The organism is Sphingobium sp. SG1, assembly GCF_057063145.1.
In genome coordinates this window covers 1-17,194 of record NZ_JBVVOJ010000020.1, presented here as the reverse complement: position 1 = coordinate 17,194, position 17,194 = coordinate 1, and the positions used below count along the sequence as shown (strand labels likewise).

The following is a 17,194-nucleotide window of genomic DNA, read 5'->3' as shown; positions in this document are numbered from 1 at the left end:
AAGCGATCACCAGTTGAACATGGTGCCGTCTTCGAGCCGGTTCACCGGCAGGAAGGCGCGATTATATTCATATTTGGCGGCCAGTTCTTCGTCGATATCGACGCCCAGGCCCGGCTTGTCACCCGGATGCATGGCGCCGTTTTCGAACGTGTAGGCATGGGGGAAGACGGCATCGGTCTCGGGCGTGTGGCGCATATATTCCTGCACCCCGAAATTGGGCACCGACAGGTCGAAGTGGAGCGCGGCGGCCATGCAGACCGGCGACAGGTCGGTCGCGCCGTGGCAGCCGGTGCGGACCTGATAGAGATCGGCGAGGTTCGCGATCTTGCGCAGATGGCTGATGCCGCCGGCATGGACCACGGTGGCGCGGATATAGTCGATCAGCTGGTTCTGGATCAGCTCGCGGCAATCATGGATCGAATTGAAGATCTCGCCCACGGCCAGCGGCGTGGTGGTGTGCTGGCGGATCAGCTTGAACGCGTCCTGATTTTCCGCCGGGGTCGCATCTTCCAGCCAGAAGGGGCGATATTGTTCCAGATCCTTGCCCAGGCGACCGGCCTCGATCGGGGTCAGGCGATGATGGATGTCGTGCAGCAGATGCACGTCCCAGCCCAGCGCCTCGCGCGCGGCCTTGAACAGTTCGGGGACGATGCGGAGATATTTGCTGGTGTTCCAGACATTTTCGGTCGGCAGGTCGGCGTCGGCGGGTTCGTAGAAATATTTGTCCTTCGACACGCCATAGGTCGACGCCATGCCAGGGACGCCGCACTGGATGCGGATCGCCTTGTAGCCCTGGGCCTGATATTCCAGCGCGACCTTGACCGTATCCTCGATCGTCGTGCCATTGGCATGGCCATAGACCATGACGCTTTCCCGGCTGGCGCCGCCGAGTAGCTGATAGACAGGCAGGCCGGCAATCTTGCCCTTGATGTCCCAGAGCGCGGTATCGACGGCGGCGATCGCCGACATCGTCACCGGGCCGCGACGCCAATAGGCGCCCTTGTAGAGATATTGCCAGATATCCTCGATCTGGTGCGCGTCCCGGCCGATCAGGCAGGGAATGACATGGTCCTGCAGATAGGAGGCGACGGACAGTTCGCGGCCGTTGAGGGTCGCATCGCCCAGACCATAGACGCCCTCTTCGGTCTCGATCTTGAGGGTGACGAAATTGCGGCCAGGGCAGGTGACAATGACCTTGGCGCCGGTAATCTTGGGCATGGAAGCTCCCCTAAAACTGGTATGACCAATCATGGCCATAGGCGATAATCAATTTGCCTTCAACGATATTGGTCAGGCCAATACCATCAGGCGATCTCCAATGTAACCGTCTGAAGCGTGGCGCTGTCCGGCCCGACCATGATGTCGAACAGGCCGGGTTCGACCACTTCGCGCATGTCGAGATTCCACAGCGCGAAGGCCTCCGGGCCGATGGTCAGGCGCACGGTGCGGCTTTCGCCGGGCGCCAGCGCGATCCGTTCGAAGCCCTTCAATTCCTTGAGCGGGCGCGTGACCGAGGCGGTCTGGTCATGGACATAGAGCTGCACCACTTCCTCGCCCGCGACAGTGCCGACATTGCGGACATCGACCTCCACCGTCACGTCGCCGCCCACGCCAATGCGGCTGGCCGACAGGCGCGGCGGACCAAAGGCGAATTTGGTGTAGCTGAGGCCGAAGCCGAACGGGAAAAGCGGGCTGGCATCGGCGAAGAGATAGCCGCGCCGAGAGGATGGCTTGCGGTTGTAGAAGATCGGGATCTGGCCCGCGTCGCGCGCGACGGTGACGGGCAGCTTGGCACCCGGATTGACGTCGCCGAACAATATGTCGGCCATGGCCGTGCCGCCCTCCTGCCCCGGATACCAGCATTCGATCAGCGCATTGGCGCCATCGACCACGGCCGGATAGCTGGGCGGGCGGCCGTTGATGGCGCACACCACCACCGGCTTTCCGGTCGCCTTCATCGCGGCGAACAGCTCATTCTGCTCGCCGACCAGATCGAGGCTGGTGCGGTCGCCCAGATGGTTTTTGGCAAAGCCTTCGCGGCTGGTCTGTTCGGTGTCGCCGATGGCCAGCAGGATGATGTCGGCGGTCTTCGCGACCTCGACCGCTTCGGCGATCAGCTGGCGGTTCTTCGCCGGATCGGCCAGCAGCACTTCGTCCACCGAGCGATCCTCGCTCTGGGTGATGAAGACGCCCTGGGCGTGGACGATGTCCGCCCGGTTGCCGAGCTTCGCCGTGATGCCATCGAGCAGTGAAACCGCCTGGCGCGGGATCGAGGAATAGCCGCCCAGCCGCGCGATCGCGGCATTGGGGCCGATCACGGCCACCTTGCGATGGGCGCCGGGCTTGAGCGGCAAGGTGCCGTCATTCTTGAGCAAGACGATCGACTTGTGCGCCGCCTTGAGCGCCAGCGCGCGCGCCTCCGCATTGCCGGTGAGCGCATCATAATCGGCGCGTGGCCAGGGATTTTCGAACAGGCCCGCGCGGAACTTGAGCGTCAACATCCGCGTGCAGGCGAGATTGACGGCCTCAAGGGGCACTTTTCCGGCGCGGACCTGCTCCACGAGCGTGCGATAGGCCAGGCCATCGGGCAGCTCGCAATCGACCCCGGCACGGAGCGCGGCAAGGGCCGTCGCCTCCAGGTCGGGCTGGACATGATGGATGGTGTCGAGTTCGGGGACGGCGCCATAATCGCTGACCACGGCGCCATCGAAATGCCATTCGCCGCGCAGGATATCGCCGAGCAGCCATTTATTCTGGTGGCTGGGGACGCCGTCAATCTCGTTATAGCTGGGCATCACGGCGGCGATGCCGGTGCGCTTGACCACCTGACGGAAGGGCGGGAAGAAATTCTCGCGCAGTTCGCGTTCGCTGATCGGCGCGGGCGCGATATTCTCGCCCGCCTGCGGCTGGCCATGGCCGGTCATATGCTTGAGCGTGGCCATGACCTTGTCCGGACCGATCTGCTTGCCCTCCCCCTGCAGGCCCAGCACGGCAGCAACGCCCATCTCGCCGCAGAGATAGGGGTCTTCGCCAAAGGTTTCCTCGATCCGGCCCCAGCGCGGGTCGCGGGCGATGTCGACCACCGGCGAAAGCGCGAGATGGACGCCGCGCGCACGGACTTCCCGAGCAATAACCGACTGAACATCGGTCATGAGCTGGCGATCGAAACTGCCGGCAAGGCCGATCGCCATCGGGAACATGGTGGCGTCGGTCGCCATGTAGCCGTGGAGCGATTCCTCGTGGAAGAGGATCGGGATGCCGAGGCGGGTCTCTTCCACCGCCCATTTCTGGACGGCGTTGATGAAGGCGACGGTATCGGCCGGGGTACGCCAGCGCGCGCCGACGCCGCCGGCCTGGGTCGATCCATTGGGTGCGCCGCGCCGGTCGGACGGGCGGGTGATCTGGCCGAAGCTGGCGGGATAAGCCTTGCTCGCCTTGGCCGGCGAGAAGGTGAGATCGTCCATGATGTCGGCCTTGGTCGCCCAGAGCGCGATGATCTGGCCGACCTTTTCCTCCAGGGTCATGCGGTCGAGCAGGTCGCGCACGCGCAGGTCGATAGGGGCGGATGCATCCTTGTAGAGCGGACCGCCCTTCCCCTTCGCCGCCAGCGGGGCGGCGGCGAGCGCAGAGGTGGAGGCGAGCAGACCAAGAGCCTGGCGGCGGGCGAAGCGGGTCGTCATCATGGCTTATTGCACCGTCAGGGTAGTGGACTGGAGCGCGACCGAGCTGTTGCCGGTCATGATCTCGAAATCGCCGGGTTCGACAACGCGGTGCATCTGGTCGTTCCACATCTGCAGCGCCTCGGGGCCGACGGTGAAGGTGACGGTGCGGCTCTCGCCGGGTTTCAGCGTCACGCGCTGGAAGCCCTTCAACTCCTTGACCGGGCGGGTGACCGAGCTGACCTTGTCGCGGATATAGAGCTGGACGACCTCGTCCCCTTCCCGCGCGCCGGTGTTGCGGACATCGACCGAGACGCTGGTCTTGCCGCCGGTGCCGATCCGGGTGGCGGACAGGCGCGGCGCCGACAGGCTGAAGCTGGTGTAGCTAAGGCCGAAGCCGAAGGGATAGAGCGGGTCGGTGGTGTCGAACAGATAGCCGCGCCGGGCCGAGGGCTTCATATTGTAGAAGAGCGGCAACTGGCCGGCCGAACGCGGCACGGTGACGGGCAGCTTGCCGCCCGGATTGACGTCACCGAACAGGATGTCGGCCACGGCATTGCCGCCCTGCTCGCCCAGATACCAGCCTTCGAGGATGGCGTTGGCCTGTTCGCTGACCTTCACCGTGGAAGCGGGACGGCCGTTGATGAGGACGACGGTGATCGGCTTGCCCAGCGCTTTCAATGCATCGAACAGTTCCTGCTGCTCGCCGACGAGGTCGAGGCTGGGGCGGTCGCCCAGATGATTGTCGGCCCAGCCCTCGCGGCTCGACTGTTCGGTGTCGCCCAAGGTCAGGATGATGCGGTCGACATTGCGCGCCGCCTCGACCGCCTGGGCGATCAGCTTGCGGTTTTCGGCCGGGTCCGACTTGGTGACGCTGTCGGCCCACCAGTCGTCATCCTCGGTGATCTTCACGCCTTGGGCGAAGACGATCTTCGCCTTGGCGCCGACCCGCGCCTTGATCCCTTCGAGGATCGAAACGCTGTGCGGCGGCTGACCATAATAGCCGCCCAGCCGCGCGACCGCCGCGCTGGGGCCGATCACCGCGATCGTGCCTTCCGGCTTCAAGGGCAGCATGCCATCATTCTTGAGCAGGGTGATGGAACGCTGGGCTGCGGTGCGGGCGAGCGCGCGGGCATCTTCATTATTGGTGATCGCGGCCGCCGCATTGGCGTCGGCATAGGGATTTTCGAACAGGCCGGCGCGGAACTTCAGCTCCAGCATGCGGCGCACGGCGAGATCGACCTTCGCCTCGCTGACCTTGCCCTCGCGCACCAGCTTGCCGAGCGTGGCGTAGGACAGGCCCTCGGGCAGGTCCGCGTCGACACCGGCGTCGAGCGCCCGCATCGCTGCCTCTTCCAGATTGGCGGCGATATGGTGGATGCTCATCAGCTGATCGACGGCCGAATAATCGGAGACGACGGCGCCGCGAAAGCCCCATTCTTCCCGCAGGATATTTTCCAGCAGCCAGCGATTGGCGTGGCTGGGCACGCCGTCAATCTCGTTATAGCTGGCCATCACCGCCTCGATGCCGGTGCGCTTCACCACCTGTTCGAAGGGCGGGAAGAAATTCTCGCGCAGTTCGCGTTCCGACACCGGCGCCGGGCCGATATTGGTGCCACTTTCGGGCTGGCCATAGCCGGTCAGATGCTTGAGCGTGGCGAAGACATGATTGGGCTGGAGCGTGCGCGAACGGCCAACACCCTGAAGCCCCTCGACCGCAGCAACGCCCATTTCGCCGACCAGATAGGGATCCTCGCCATAGGTTTCATCGATCCGGCCCCAGCGCGGGTCGCGGGCGATGTCGACCACGGGCGAGAGCACCATCGGCACGCCGCGCGCGCGGATTTCACGGGCGATCACCTGATTGACCTGGCGCAGCATGGCCGGATCCCAGCTCGACGCCATGGCGATCGACTGGGGGAAGCTGGTGGCGCCAACGGCGGCATAGCCGTGCAACCCTTCCTCATGGAACAGGATCGGGATGCCGAGGCGGGTCTGCGTCATCGCCCATTTCTGCAAGCCGTTGACCAGCGCCACGGTGCGGCGCGGATCGCGGCCGGGCACGACGCGCGGGCTGAAACTGCCACGGCCGTCCGACGGACGGGTGAAATGACCGATGCCGTTGGGGAAGGTCGGGCTGAGCTTGCTTGGGTCCAGTTCGCCCTGCGCGTCCAGCAGCTTCACCTTGTCGGTCCAGACGGTGGTGATCTGGGCGATCTTTTCATCCAGCGTCATGCGCGCCAGCAGATCATCGACGCGCGCCTCGATCGGGGCGGACGCATCCTTGTAGAGCGGGCGAGCCGACTGGCCGGTTGCGGGCGCCGCTATAACGGGCGTGAGCGGCGCCGCCATCACCAGCGACAGCGCTGATGCTGCGCACAAAAACTGAACTGACCGGATCACGACGCCCCTCTCCAATTTTGTCGCGGCTTTCCTTTTTGCTTGCCGCCGATCAACTGATAGCGTTACCATCACAACCCAAGAGCTGCTTGTCAATGCCACCGTTGGCAATGCACCAAAAAATTGCCTGCGGGCCAAGGGGGAGAGGACCGAATGTTTGCGCGCCTGTTTTGCTGGATCATGGCCAGCGCCCTTTTGATCAGCGCGCCCCGCGCGCTGGCGGAAGACGGTTATGATCTGTGGTTGCGCAATGCGCCGGCCGATGCCGCCGCTGCCCAACAGATCGGGGCCAACGCCCGCAGCATTGTCGGCGGGACCAGCCCTACCCTGACGATCGCAAGGCAGGAATTGCAGCGCGGCATTGCCGGGCTGACCGGCGCCACCGTGCCCCTGACAGCAACAGTGCAGCAAGGTGCGATCCTGCTGCAATCGGCAGCGCGGCAGGACAAGCCATCGGTGCCGACCGACGGGCTGGGCGCGGACGGCTATGCGATTCGCAGCCTGACGATCGCGGGCAAGCCGGTGACGGTGATTGCCGGCGCGACCGATGTCGGCGTGCTGCACGGCGCCTATGCCTGGCTGCGCCTTGCCCGCACCGGCGCGGCGCTCGACCGGATCGATATGCGCAGCGCGCCGCGCATCGGCCTGCGCCTGCTCAACCATTGGGACAATCTGGATGGCACTGTGGAGCGCGGCTATGCTGGCCAGTCGATCTGGGACTGGTGGCGCCTGCCCGATTATAAGGGACCGCGCTATACCGACTATGCCCGCGCCAACGCGTCGCTGGGCATCAACGGCACGGTGCTCAACAATGTGAATGCCAAGTCGGACAGCCTGACCGCGGCCTATATCGCCAAGGCGGCGGCGCTGGCCGACCTGTTCCGCCCCTATGGCATCAAGGTCTATCTGTCGGTCAAATGGACCGCGCCGATGGAACTGGATGGCCTGAAAAGCGCCGATCCGCTCGACCCGGCGGTTGCCGCCTGGTGGAAGGCCAAGGCCGACGAAATCTACAAGGCGATCCCCGATTTCGGCGGTTTCCTGGTGAAGGCGAACAGCGAGGGCCAGCCCGGCCCCCAGGATTACAAGCGCACCCATGCCGACGGCGCCAACATGCTGGCGGCTGCGGTCAAGCCGCATGGCGGCATCGTGATGTGGCGCGCCTTCGTCTATGCCCATGACAATCCCGACGATCGCGCCAAGCAGGCCTATAGCGACTTCAAGCCGCTCGACGGCCAGTTTGCCGACAATGTCATCGTCCAGGTGAAGAATGGCGCGATCGACTTCCAGCCGCGCGAACCCTTCCACCCGCTGTTCGGCGCGATGCCCAAGACGCCGCTGATGATGGAATTTCAGATCACCAAGGAATATCTGGGCCAGTCGACCCACCTCACCTATCTGGGCACGCTGTTCGAGGAGACGCTGAAGAGCGACACGCTGGCCAGGGGCAAGGGATCGACCGTCGCCAAGGTGATCGACGGATCGCTGGAAGGCCACAAGCTGACCGGCATCGCCGGGGTCGCCAATATCGGCGTCGACCGCGACTGGAGCGGGTCGATCTTCAACCAGGCGGACTGGTATGCGTTCGGCCGCATGGCGTGGGACACGGACCTGACCGCCGAGGCTGTCGCGCGCGAATGGGCGGCGCAGACCTTCTCCCCCGATCCCAGGGTGGTTGCGCCGATCGTCGCGATGATGATGGGATCGCGCGAGGCGGCGATCGACTATATGACGCCGCTGGGCCTGGCCCATATCATGGGCACCGGCCATCATTATGGCCCCGCCCCCTGGGTGTCCGAACTGGCGCGGCCCGAATGGAACCCGGTCTATTATCACAAGGCCGACAGGCAGGGCATCGGCTTTGACCGGACCAGGACGGGCAGCAATGCCACCGGCCAATATGCGCCGGCGCTGGCGAAGCTGCTGGACAATCCGAAGACCACGCCGGAGCGCGAACTGCTGTGGTTCCATCACCTGCCCTGGGACTATCGCTTGGCTTCGGGCGAGACGCTGTGGGACGGCCTCATCCACCATTATGACCGGGGCGTCGAAACGGTGGCAGCGATGCAGCGGGACTGGGCCAAGCTCAAGCCCCAGGTCGATGCCGAGCGCTTCGCCCAGGTCGAGACCTTCCTGGCGATCCAGCATCGCGAAGCGATATGGTGGCGCGACGCCTGCATCGCCTATTTCCAGTCGGTGTCCGGCCGCCCCCTGCCCGCCGGCAGCGCGGCGCCCGCGCATCCGCTCGACTGGTACAAGGCGCTGAGCTTCCCCTATGCGCCGGGGCATCCGAAATGAGATTTTACTTAAGCTTGCGCAATGATCCCGCTAGCAGAGAGGTTTAGTCCCATGTCGAAGGCCCCGAAATCCTGATGGAAGCCAGAAGTTCCCGCCGCCAGCGCAACGCGCCCACCATCAACGATGTGGCGAAACATGCCGGCGTGTCGCCGATGACGGTGTCGCGGGTAATCAACGGTGAACAGGTGGTGCGGGCGGCGACCAAGGAGAAGGTGGAGGCGGCAATCGCCGCGCTCAACTACTCCCCCAGCGCCGCCGCGCGCAGCCTGGCGGGCGGCGACGAGACGCGGATCGGCCTGCTCTATTCCAACCCGTCGGCATCCTATCTGTCGGAATTCCTGGTCGGGAGCCTCGACCAGTCGAGCCGCGCCGGCATCGACCTGGTCGTCGAGAAATGGGACGAGCAGACCGCGATCAAGGCGGTGGTCGACCATCTGGTGCGCGGCCGGATCGACGGCGTCGTGCTGCCGCCGCCGCTGTGCGACCATGAAGCGATGATCGATGCGCTGCGCGAGGCGGGCATCCCCGCCGTCGTGGTGGCGACCGGCCATGCGCCCGCCAGCCTGGCCGCGGTCAGCATCGACGACCGGGGCGCGGCCTATGAAATGACCCGGCACCTGATTGGCCTTGGCCATAACCGCATCGGCTTCATCAAGGGGCATCCGAACCTGAGCGCGAGCGAGGAACGCTATCAGGGCTATATCCGGGCACTTAGCGAAGCAGGCATCGCGCTGGACGATGCGCTGGTGGAACAGGGTTTCTTCACCTACCGTTCCGGCCTGGACGCGGCCGAGCATATATTGGCGCGGGACAATCCGCCGACCGCCATCTTCGCCAGCAATGACGACATGGCCGCCGCGACGGTGGCGATCGCCCATCGCAACGGGCTGGACGTGCCGGGCGACCTTACCGTCTGCGGCTTCGACGATACCTCGCTCGCCACCACCATCTGGCCGGAACTGACCACCATCCGCCAGCCGATCAGCGCCATGTCGCGAGCGGCGGTCGACCTGCTGGTCCGCCACATCAAGGGCCGCCGCACCCAGAGCGAGGATGGCCCGCCGCACATGCTGCTGGACTATGAACTGGTCCGCCGCCAGTCCGACGCGGCGCCGCGGCTGCGCCCCAAGCACAAGGGCCGAAAATAGGATCGGCCGCGCTTAACTTCGCATATTTCCTGCACATTGCGACATTTTCGTGCGCACGTTGAAAATCTTTTTGCGAGGATGGACGGCGCGCGGACGATGGAAAAGAGCCTTGGCCCGGTGTAGCAGGGTGTGCGGGGTGTAGGACAGGGTTTGCGCCGAAGCCCCCTGCTCTCTCAATCGTCAGGCCGCATCCATGGCGCGTGATATTGACGTCGGACCCCAACCTTCGAGACCGCGACGATCCCATCCCATATGCGGTCAAATGCTTTCCTTGTTCCCGTCTGCGCATTGAGAATCATGGTGCGCCTCATGGAAATGTCCTTGCGATGAGCAACGCCGCCAAGGTCAGCATGACGATGCCGACAATCGCATCCAGCACGCGCCACGCCGCGGGGCGTGCGAACAAGGGCGTCAGCAGACGGGCGCCGTAGCCAAGCGTTGCAAACCAGCCGATGCTGGCACTGGCGGCGCCCAGGACAAATATCGGCCGCAGCGCCGCCGGCTGGGCCGCCCCCGCCGCGCCCATCAGCAGCACCGTATCGAGATAGACATGCGGATTGAGGAAGGTGAAGGCGGCGGTAGCGCCGATCGCCCTGCCCAACGTGATCCCGCCCTGCGTCGTCACGGTCATCGCCTCGGGCGCCATCATGCGCTGGAACGCCTTTAGGCCATAGCAGCCCAGGAACAGGGCGCCGCCGATGGACAGGAGGAGGGTGAGTTGCGGCATCGCGCCCAGAAGCGCGCCGACACCGCCGACGCCGGCCGCAATGAGGATGGCGTCCGCGCCGCCGCAGAACAGCACGATCGGCCCGACATGCTCGCGCTTCAGCCCTTGGCGCAGGACGAAGAGATTTTGCGCGCCAATCGCCATGATGAGCGCGGCCGACATGGCGAAGCCGGTGAGGAAGGTGGGAACAGCATCTGTCATCCGGCAGCCTATGGCGTGACGCAGAACATTAGGAAAACTTGTTCTCCTAATCCTGATGAAGTAAATCTTCATCATGCTCGATTATCCCGCCCTTGCCGCCGTGGCCGCCGTCGTGCGGGAAGGCAGCTTCGAACGTGCGGCTGAACGGCTGGGCGTCACCCCCTCGGCCATATCGCAACGAGTTAAAGCGCTGGAGGAGCGGCTGGGCGCGATCCTGATCGTCCGGGGACAGCCCTGCACGGCCACCAGCCTTGGCCGGCAACTATGCGCCCATGTCGACCAGGTCCAGCTTCTGGAGGCCGATCTCGCGCCGTCGTTCCATGGCTCCGATACGCCCGTCACGCTCAAGGTCGCGGTCAATTCCGACAGCATGGCAAGCTGGTTTCCCGAAGCAGCAGCCGATTTTGCTCGCAACAGCGGCTGCATGCTGGAGTTCATCCTGGAAGATGAAGCGCATACCGCCGACCGCCTGCGATCAGGCGAAGTGGTGGCAGCAGTGTCGGCCGACCCAAGCGCGGTGCATGGGTGCCGGACCATCGGACTGGGCGCGATCGACTATCTGGCCTGCGCCAGTCCGGCCTTCATCGCCCGCCATTTTCCGGACGGCGTGACCGCGCAGGCCCTGAACCAGGCTCCCTGCCTGCGCTTCGACCGCAGGGACGGACTGCAAGCCAGATGGGCACGCGAAAGGCATGGGATCGATCTCGACCCGCCGACCCATTGGGTGCCATCGACGCTGGGCTTTCTCCACTTCGCGCTGGAGGGCATGGCCTGGGGCATGCAGCCGGCGGTGATGGCGCGCGATCCCATCGAACGGGGGCAGCTCGCCGAAATCAGCCCCGGCACCCCGATCCGGGTCACGCTCTACTGGACCGTGGCGCGACTTCAGGCCTCCGCGCTGAAAACGCTGACGGATGCCGTGCGGCGCGTTGCGCGATTGCAGCTGATCCAGCCGGATTGAGGCATGGGACGGCGCAGGGTGGGTTACCGCCTTACGGGTGGGAGCGCCGCCGCCGGGCGGCGCTCCCCTGCTCCTTACAGCGTGCCGCGCAGGGTGAACTTCACCGCGCGAGGTTCGCCGTAGCGGGCGCTGCCGAGATAGAGGCCGGAATAATAGGTCTTGTCGAAGATATTCTCGACATGGACCGACAGCGAAAGATGGTCGGTGAAGCGATAATGGGCGAGCAGGTCGACCACCGCCAGGCTGCCCTGGCTGTAGGTTTCGCCATTCGGCCCTTCGCCGTCGGCCGTGGTCTTGCCCTGCCATTCGACATTGCCGCCGATCGTCAGCGCGCTGAAATTGCCGGGCAGCGTATAGGCACTGAACATCTTGAAACTGTTCTTGGCGATCTGCGGCATCTGGCGCACGCCGTCGCGATCTTCCGCACGGGCGTTGGCAAAGCCGCCAGCGATGCGCCAGCCGGGCAGGATTTCGCCCTTCACCTCCAGTTCGAAGCCGGACGACTTCATGCCCGACACCGCATGATAGGCCGAACTGCCATCGGGCGCGAAGATGCCGGGGCCGTCGGCCAGGGCATAATTGTCCTGCTGCATCTTGAACACGGCGGCGGTGGCGCTGAGGCGGCCATCAAGGAAGTCGGCCTTGAGCCCGGCTTCATAGGTATTGCCTTCGAGCGGGGCGATGACGTCGCCATCGACGGTGCGCGATGTTTGCGGCGTGAACACGCTGGCATAGCTGACATAGGCCGAGAGGGTCTTGGTAAAGTCCAGCACCAGGCCGGCATAGGGGGTGAAGACCGCCTTTTCATCGACAACCGGGGTCCAGACCTTGGGGCCGGTGACGTCCTGCGCATAGCTGTCCTGCTTCCACCAGGTGAGGCGGCCGCCGGCGATGATCGAGAGCGGGCCGATCGGCTTCAGCCGGGCGACACCGGCGATCGAACTGGTCTCGATCCGGTTGCCCGCGGTGCCGCCCGATGGTGTCAGGTCCGGCTTGGCCACGTCGCCGGTCGGAAAATAGCTATAGGCATTGATCGGATACATATAGTCGCTGCCATTCCACCAGCCGGGATAGGGCGTCTGGTCATCGTCGAAACGGGTGTGGCTCACGGTCAGGGCGACATGCTGTTCCTGGCCCAGTGCCTCGAACGCGCCGCGCAGATTGGCATAGACTGCGTCGAGCGTCAGGTCGGATTCCCAGCGGGTGGCGTAGAAGGTGCCGCCATCGCCGGTGTCCTTGTCGATCGCGGTGCCGAAATAATAGCCGATCGTCTCGTCATAGGAGCCGGACTTGTGCTCGGCATCGACCTGCAGATGCCAGTTGGCGTCGAAATCATGGGCGATCGAGGCGAAGATGTTGATGCTCTTGCGGCTGAAGTCGGACCAGTCGGCACCGCCATTGGTGGAGCGGGCGAAATCGGTCTTCGTGCCGTCGGTGAAGAAGAGCGGCACGCCGCCGCGCGAGGCACCTTCGTTGCGAAAATTCTGATATTCGACGCCAGCGGTCAGCAGGGTGCTGGGGCCAAGATCAGCCTCGATCACGCCATAGAGCGCCTGGCGCTTGGCATGTTCGCGGTCGATGAAAGTATCATTATCCTGCCAGGCCCCGGCGACGCGGGCGCGGATATGGCCGCTGGCGGTCAGCGCGCCGCCGATGTCGCCTTCCAGCCGGTACTTGTCCCAGGAGCCGATGGTCGCCGCGACTGTGGCGCTCAGGTCCGTACCGGGCCGCTTGCGGATCATGTTGATTGCCGCCGACGGCTCACCGGTGCCGGTCATCATGCCAGCCGAGCCGCGGATCACCTCAATCCGGTCATAGGCGATCATGTCGGCCGTATCTTCGGTAAAGCCATAGATGTTGGACGGGCGGGCAACGCCGTCGACCAGATAATTCTGCACCGCAAAGCCGCGCGCGGTATAGTTGGTGCCGTCGGTGCCGAGCGCGCTGGAACGGTTGGTCTGGATGCCGACGATCTGCTGCATCACTTCGGAAATGTCGGTCAGCCCCTGTTCCTGCATGCGCAGGCTGTCGAGGCTGGTGACCGACTGGGGCGTTTCGCGGGCGGTGAGGTTGAGGCCGTTGGTCTCATTCTGGCCGGTAACGACGATCGAGTCCGGGGCGGGCGCGTTTGCATCAGGCTCGTCCGCAGGCGCCTGGGCCTGGGCGCTGGTAGTAGCCAGCAGCAAGCAGGCAGCGATCGACGCCGCACCGTAGCGGGCGAAATTCTTCTTCGATGCAAAGGACATAAGGCACTCCCCCCATATTTCACCATGCCCTGAACATGGCGCCCTGGATGCTGGGGCGGCGCTTTAATGCGATTGATTTGCAAATGCAACGTTTCGGAAATGAATTAATGCAAATATGCGTCGAGGGGTGATGTTGCATCATCAATCGGCCATACGCTTCGCTGAACTGGCCACAATGGGTAGTGGTTAGCGAACTGTCCGCTTCTGGTGGAAATTTGACTTGGCGAGCGTTCGGCATCGACAAGCCGATGCAGGTTATCCATCAGTTCTAAGACTGCCGTTTCCTCCAAAAATCATTGCCAGCAAACCGGCTCCTACCAGCCTGGAAAGCATTGAAGCGAACTGAAGCGCGGGCATTTGAATCGAAACCAGTTCAATTATAAAAATATCCGTGTTTGACGAAAAACTCAAAATCACCGCCTTATTGGTCGCGATAAACAGTTTAGCCACCTTGTAGACGAGTACAGCGAAGATAAACATTAAGATAGGCCTCAGCCCACCGATATTAGGTCTGGTAGCTAGCTCATTAATGGCAATCCTCTGCATTCTCAAATGTGCATAAAATATGAGCAGTCTTGAATGTTCGCAATCTTGGAACCTATCTGGGTTTCGAAACGGCAATTTCTGGTCGCTTCGGACTAGGCAATTTTCTGCCCAGGAGCGGCCCCACGGCTATCGGGTGCGCACCGTTTCGACGAAATAGCGCCATCATATGAAAACGGGACGCCGAAAGCCAAGGCTCGCATTTCCAGATTGCGGTCGCCCCGGCGCAGGATCATAGTCGCCCCGACGGCCGCTGACGCTCCGATGGAGGATGCATGCTGATCGCGACGATGATGGTCGCGCACGCTGGTGCTGCCCTGCCCGCCTCCACGCGGCCGACAATCATGGCATCCATGACCGTCTCTCGCCCTTCGACGCCCCCTGCACCATCGCCGGCGGACAACGAAGATACCATGCTGATCGTCGACGGCGTGCGCATTGATGCCAGCGCTGCGGCGCTGGCGGCCTGCCTCGCCCGGTCCTGCCCTCCAGACGAAGATATGGAGGCCGCCACCGTCCACGCTGAAAATCTGTTGCTGGCAGGCGATCATCAGGGCGCGCGCGATACGCTGCGTCAGGCCCGCGCCCGCAACCACCGCCACCAGCGGGATTATCCGGTTCAGGTCGGCCAACTGCTCGACTTCGATGCCGACGTCGCGTCCTACAAGGGGCTGGCGGACTATAGCCGCACCGGCACCATCGATGCGCTCGACGCGCTCAAGGCCGGGCTGCCCCTGCATGATCGCCGCATCGCCATGCAACGGATGCGCGTTGGTGACGTCTTTCTGCGTCAGGGCAAGATGCGCAGCGCCGCCGGTTTTTACGACCGCGTAGCCAAGGAAGCGAGCGCCCAGGGCTGGCCCGAGATGGAAGGGTTAGCCCTGTTTCGCGGCCTCACCGCCTATGCGACTGCGGCCAGTGTCGACCCGGCCTATGATGAGGAGGCGCAACGCCGCTACGCCGCATTGAAAAGCCGGACAGATCCTGCCATCCGCCCCTATCAGGACGCTGCGCTACTCATGCTGGCGAAACTGGAATTGATGAAAAATGGCCTGTCCGAGGAGGAACTGACGCGCCGCCTGTCGGGCCTGCGTTCCGCGTCGCCCCTGCTGGTGGTCGGCCCGCGGATAGAAGCCCAGGGCAACAGCCTGGTCCTGTGGACCGACGACCGACGCAAACATGCGCTGCTGCCCGCCAATCCATCGGGCCATTGGGCGGAGTTTCGCTATCTCATCACGCCCGATGGCCGGATCGACGCGATCGAGCAGGTAGGCAGAGGCCGAGCGACCAGCCATGTCGGCCCGGAAGCCTGGGCCGACCTAGTCGGCGAAGCGCTGGCCCAGCGCCGCTATTTGCCTCTCGCGCTGGCGGCCGGATCGCCGGGCCAGTGGCAACGCGAACGCTTCTTGCTGACGGCCGACCTGGAACTTCCGCAAAAAAGCCACACCCGCATCCGGTGCCCCGGCGAGAAACTGCACATCCGCAGCTTCCAGATTACAGAAAACGACGCCGACTGATGAGTAGAAAATGGGCAGGCAGGTTTCGACCAAACCGGACATGTCCTCCTCCCATAAATGGGAGGAGGACAGGCGGCGTGGACAAATTCAGGTCAGTGATCGGGCTTTGATGCGAACGGCGGCTGATCGCCCATAACGATGCCAATCTTGGCGCTCAGATGCACCGGCAAGGCTTGGACCAGCCCAAACATCTCATCGTCAGGAAACGCCGTGAAGATCAGCACGCTCAACCCACCCTCATCCTTTTCGACGGTCATCGGGGAATAACCGCGTGCTTCGAGATGCGCGATAGCAGCAGTCTCATTTTCAGGGACAACGCTAAATCTCGTAGGTATTGGCTTTGCCATAGAGCATATTTGCCTCCTATTCGATGAGGACGCAATTGACGCGAACGCTATTGATTGATTCGAGGTTGCTTTTTGGAGGTGGGCTTGAGCCGGGGCGATCTCACTGAAGCAGAATGGCGCATCTTGAAGGGCTTGCTGCCAATCGAACCTGGGAACCGTGGTCAAGGCAGGCCGCCCGAGGGCAACCGTTCAATCGTCAACGGCATCCCTTGGCGGCTCCGGTGTGGAGCACCGTGGCGCAATGCGCCGCCAAAATACGGCAGCTGGAACACTATCTATCGACAGTTCCGGCGCTGGAGCGAAGCCGGGGTCTGGGAAACTGTAGCCGCAACGCTTGCTAAGGTCATGCCGGACACGAGCCACTACAGCATCGACAGCACCACAGTTCGCGCCCATCATCTTGCCGAGCGCCGACGACGATGGGATTGCCGCTTCAAGCTGGAACGCCAATCAGACCTGCGCGACCGGGTGAGAGACGGCCTTGCGATGGGATGGTCTCCCGAACAGATCGCCGGCCGGTTTACGCTGGAAAATGGTCGCACCCTCATCAGTCCCGAGTCAATCTACCGCTTCATCTATCACCGCTCCGCCCAGAAGGATTACTGGCATCGCCTGTTGCCGCGGGCCAAGCACAAGCGCGGCCGTCCTGGCCGTTTCGGTGGCAGCATGGTCGATATCATCAAGCATCGGCGCCCTTTGAGTGAGCGCCCTGCAGAGGTTCAGGACCGGCAAAGGCCAGGGCATTGGGAAGCGGACTTCATGCTCTTTGCCCAATGTGGCCAGTCCATCCTGGTCGCCCATGACGCAGTTCGCGGTTCACGATCATCCAGCGGCCCCGTGATCGAAAGGCCCAGACGACAGCGCAGCATCTTGCCTGCATGCTCATTGCCATGCGCCGCACCATCACCTTCGACAATGGCCTAGAGTTCACCCAGCATGACCAACTGGCCGACCGGATCGGCATCCAGACTATTTTTGCGACGTCAGATCGCCCTAGCAAAAAGGCGGCATCGAAAGCGACTGCGCCGTTTCCTGCCGCGCAAAATCAACCTCGATACATTCGATCAGGCGTAAGCGCTAAAACACCCCCACGGGGGAGCGCTCAGGCGGCCTGATCGATGACGGGGCTGGTGGCAGCGCGACTATC

At 63.6% G+C, this 17,194-nt stretch carries 11 protein-coding genes and 2 pseudogenes; 6 read left to right on the top strand and 7 right to left on the bottom strand.

Annotated elements, in window-relative coordinates; all coding sequences use genetic code 11:
- Positions 1–6 precede the first annotated feature (6 nt).
- The 3 genes from manD to AC0KVN_RS24185 all read right to left on the bottom strand — a co-directional run bounded on the left by manD (position 7) and on the right by AC0KVN_RS24185 (position 6,011).
- Entirely contained in the window at positions 7–1,218 is a 1,212-nt protein-coding gene (manD, locus tag AC0KVN_RS24195; RefSeq protein WP_004211435.1) for a D-mannonate dehydratase ManD, read from the bottom strand.
- 86 nt (positions 1,219–1,304) lie between these two features.
- On the bottom strand, positions 1,305–3,683 hold the full coding sequence (locus AC0KVN_RS24190) for a glycoside hydrolase family 3 N-terminal domain-containing protein (protein WP_483656441.1): 2,379 nt from the start codon (positions 3,681–3,683) through the stop codon (positions 1,305–1,307).
- Between the two features lie 3 nt (positions 3,684–3,686).
- On the bottom strand, positions 3,687–6,011 hold the full coding sequence (locus tag AC0KVN_RS24185) for a glycoside hydrolase family 3 N-terminal domain-containing protein (protein WP_483656444.1): 2,325 nt from the start codon (positions 6,009–6,011) through the stop codon (positions 3,687–3,689).
- Positions 6,012–6,212: 201 nt separating this feature from the next.
- On the opposite strand from AC0KVN_RS24185, the gene AC0KVN_RS24180 reads away from it, so the two are divergent.
- Together AC0KVN_RS24180 and AC0KVN_RS24175 are read left to right on the top strand one after the other, a co-directional pair.
- Complete coding sequence (locus AC0KVN_RS24180; protein WP_435567749.1) at positions 6,213–8,357, top strand: alpha-glucuronidase family glycosyl hydrolase; 2,145 nt, start codon at positions 6,213–6,215, stop codon at positions 8,355–8,357.
- 74 nt (positions 8,358–8,431) lie between these two features.
- Positions 8,432–9,505 (top strand): LacI family DNA-binding transcriptional regulator, encoded by a 1,074-nt coding sequence (locus AC0KVN_RS24175; RefSeq protein ID WP_435567750.1) that lies wholly within the window; start codon positions 8,432–8,434, stop codon positions 9,503–9,505.
- Between the two features lie 307 nt (positions 9,506–9,812).
- On the opposite strand, the gene AC0KVN_RS24170 is transcribed toward AC0KVN_RS24175, so the two are convergent.
- Complete coding sequence (locus tag AC0KVN_RS24170; protein WP_435567751.1) at positions 9,813–10,433, bottom strand: LysE/ArgO family amino acid transporter; 621 nt, start codon at positions 10,431–10,433, stop codon at positions 9,813–9,815.
- A gap of 73 nt (positions 10,434–10,506) precedes the next feature.
- On the opposite strand from AC0KVN_RS24170, the gene AC0KVN_RS24165 reads away from it, so the two are divergent.
- Positions 10,507–11,394, top strand: coding sequence for a LysR family transcriptional regulator ArgP (locus AC0KVN_RS24165; RefSeq protein ID WP_435567752.1), 888 nt, complete (start codon positions 10,507–10,509; stop codon positions 11,392–11,394).
- Between the two features lie 74 nt (positions 11,395–11,468).
- On the opposite strand, the gene AC0KVN_RS24160 is transcribed toward AC0KVN_RS24165, so the two are convergent.
- Together AC0KVN_RS24160 and AC0KVN_RS24155 are read right to left on the bottom strand one after the other, a co-directional pair.
- A complete protein-coding gene (locus AC0KVN_RS24160; RefSeq protein ID WP_435567753.1) occupies positions 11,469–13,640 on the bottom strand; it encodes a TonB-dependent siderophore receptor in 2,172 nt (723 codons plus the stop codon).
- 255 nt (positions 13,641–13,895) lie between these two features.
- Complete coding sequence (locus tag AC0KVN_RS24155) at positions 13,896–14,120, bottom strand: hypothetical protein (RefSeq protein ID WP_483656440.1); 225 nt, start codon at positions 14,118–14,120, stop codon at positions 13,896–13,898.
- Positions 14,121–14,458: 338 nt separating this feature from the next.
- Between AC0KVN_RS24155 and AC0KVN_RS24150 the strand changes: the two genes are divergently transcribed.
- Complete coding sequence (locus AC0KVN_RS24150) at positions 14,459–15,700, top strand: hypothetical protein (protein WP_435567755.1); 1,242 nt, start codon at positions 14,459–14,461, stop codon at positions 15,698–15,700.
- Between the two features lie 92 nt (positions 15,701–15,792).
- Here AC0KVN_RS24150 and AC0KVN_RS24145 read toward each other — a convergent pair whose 3' ends face one another.
- Entirely contained in the window at positions 15,793–15,930 is a 138-nt protein-coding gene (locus AC0KVN_RS24145) for a hypothetical protein (protein WP_230588494.1), read from the bottom strand.
- Positions 15,931–16,125: 195 nt separating this feature from the next.
- Between AC0KVN_RS24145 and AC0KVN_RS24140 the strand changes: the two are divergent.
- Positions 16,126–16,359 (top strand): annotated as a pseudogene (locus tag AC0KVN_RS24140) (transposase); the annotation flags it as partial.
- A 33-nt stretch (positions 16,360–16,392) separates the two neighbouring features.
- A pseudogene (locus AC0KVN_RS24135) lies at positions 16,393–17,106 on the top strand (IS30 family transposase); the annotation flags it as partial.
- Between the last annotated feature and the right edge of the window lie 88 nt (positions 17,107–17,194).

Excerpts from the sequence above, each read along its gene's own strand:
- manD (WP_004211435.1), bottom strand. The coding sequence starts at position 1,218 with ATGCCCAAGATTACCGGCGCCAAGGTCATTGTCACCTGCCCTGGCCGC.
- AC0KVN_RS24190 (WP_483656441.1), bottom strand. The coding sequence starts at position 3,683 with ATGATGACGACCCGCTTCGCCCGCCGCCAGGCTCTTGGTCTGCTCGCC.
- AC0KVN_RS24185 (WP_483656444.1), bottom strand. The coding sequence starts at position 6,011 with ATGGCGGCGCCGCTCACGCCCGTTATAGCGGCGCCCGCAACCGGCCAG.
- AC0KVN_RS24180 (WP_435567749.1), top strand. The coding sequence starts at position 6,213 with ATGTTTGCGCGCCTGTTTTGCTGGATCATGGCCAGCGCCCTTTTGATC.
- AC0KVN_RS24175 (WP_435567750.1), top strand. The coding sequence starts at position 8,432 with ATGGAAGCCAGAAGTTCCCGCCGCCAGCGCAACGCGCCCACCATCAAC.
- AC0KVN_RS24170 (WP_435567751.1), bottom strand. The coding sequence starts at position 10,433 with ATGACAGATGCTGTTCCCACCTTCCTCACCGGCTTCGCCATGTCGGCC.
- AC0KVN_RS24165 (WP_435567752.1), top strand. The coding sequence starts at position 10,507 with ATGCTCGATTATCCCGCCCTTGCCGCCGTGGCCGCCGTCGTGCGGGAA.
- AC0KVN_RS24160 (WP_435567753.1), bottom strand. The coding sequence starts at position 13,640 with ATGTCCTTTGCATCGAAGAAGAATTTCGCCCGCTACGGTGCGGCGTCG.
- AC0KVN_RS24155 (WP_483656440.1), bottom strand. The coding sequence starts at position 14,120 with ATGTTTATCTTCGCTGTACTCGTCTACAAGGTGGCTAAACTGTTTATC.
- AC0KVN_RS24150 (WP_435567755.1), top strand. The coding sequence starts at position 14,459 with ATGCTGATCGCGACGATGATGGTCGCGCACGCTGGTGCTGCCCTGCCC.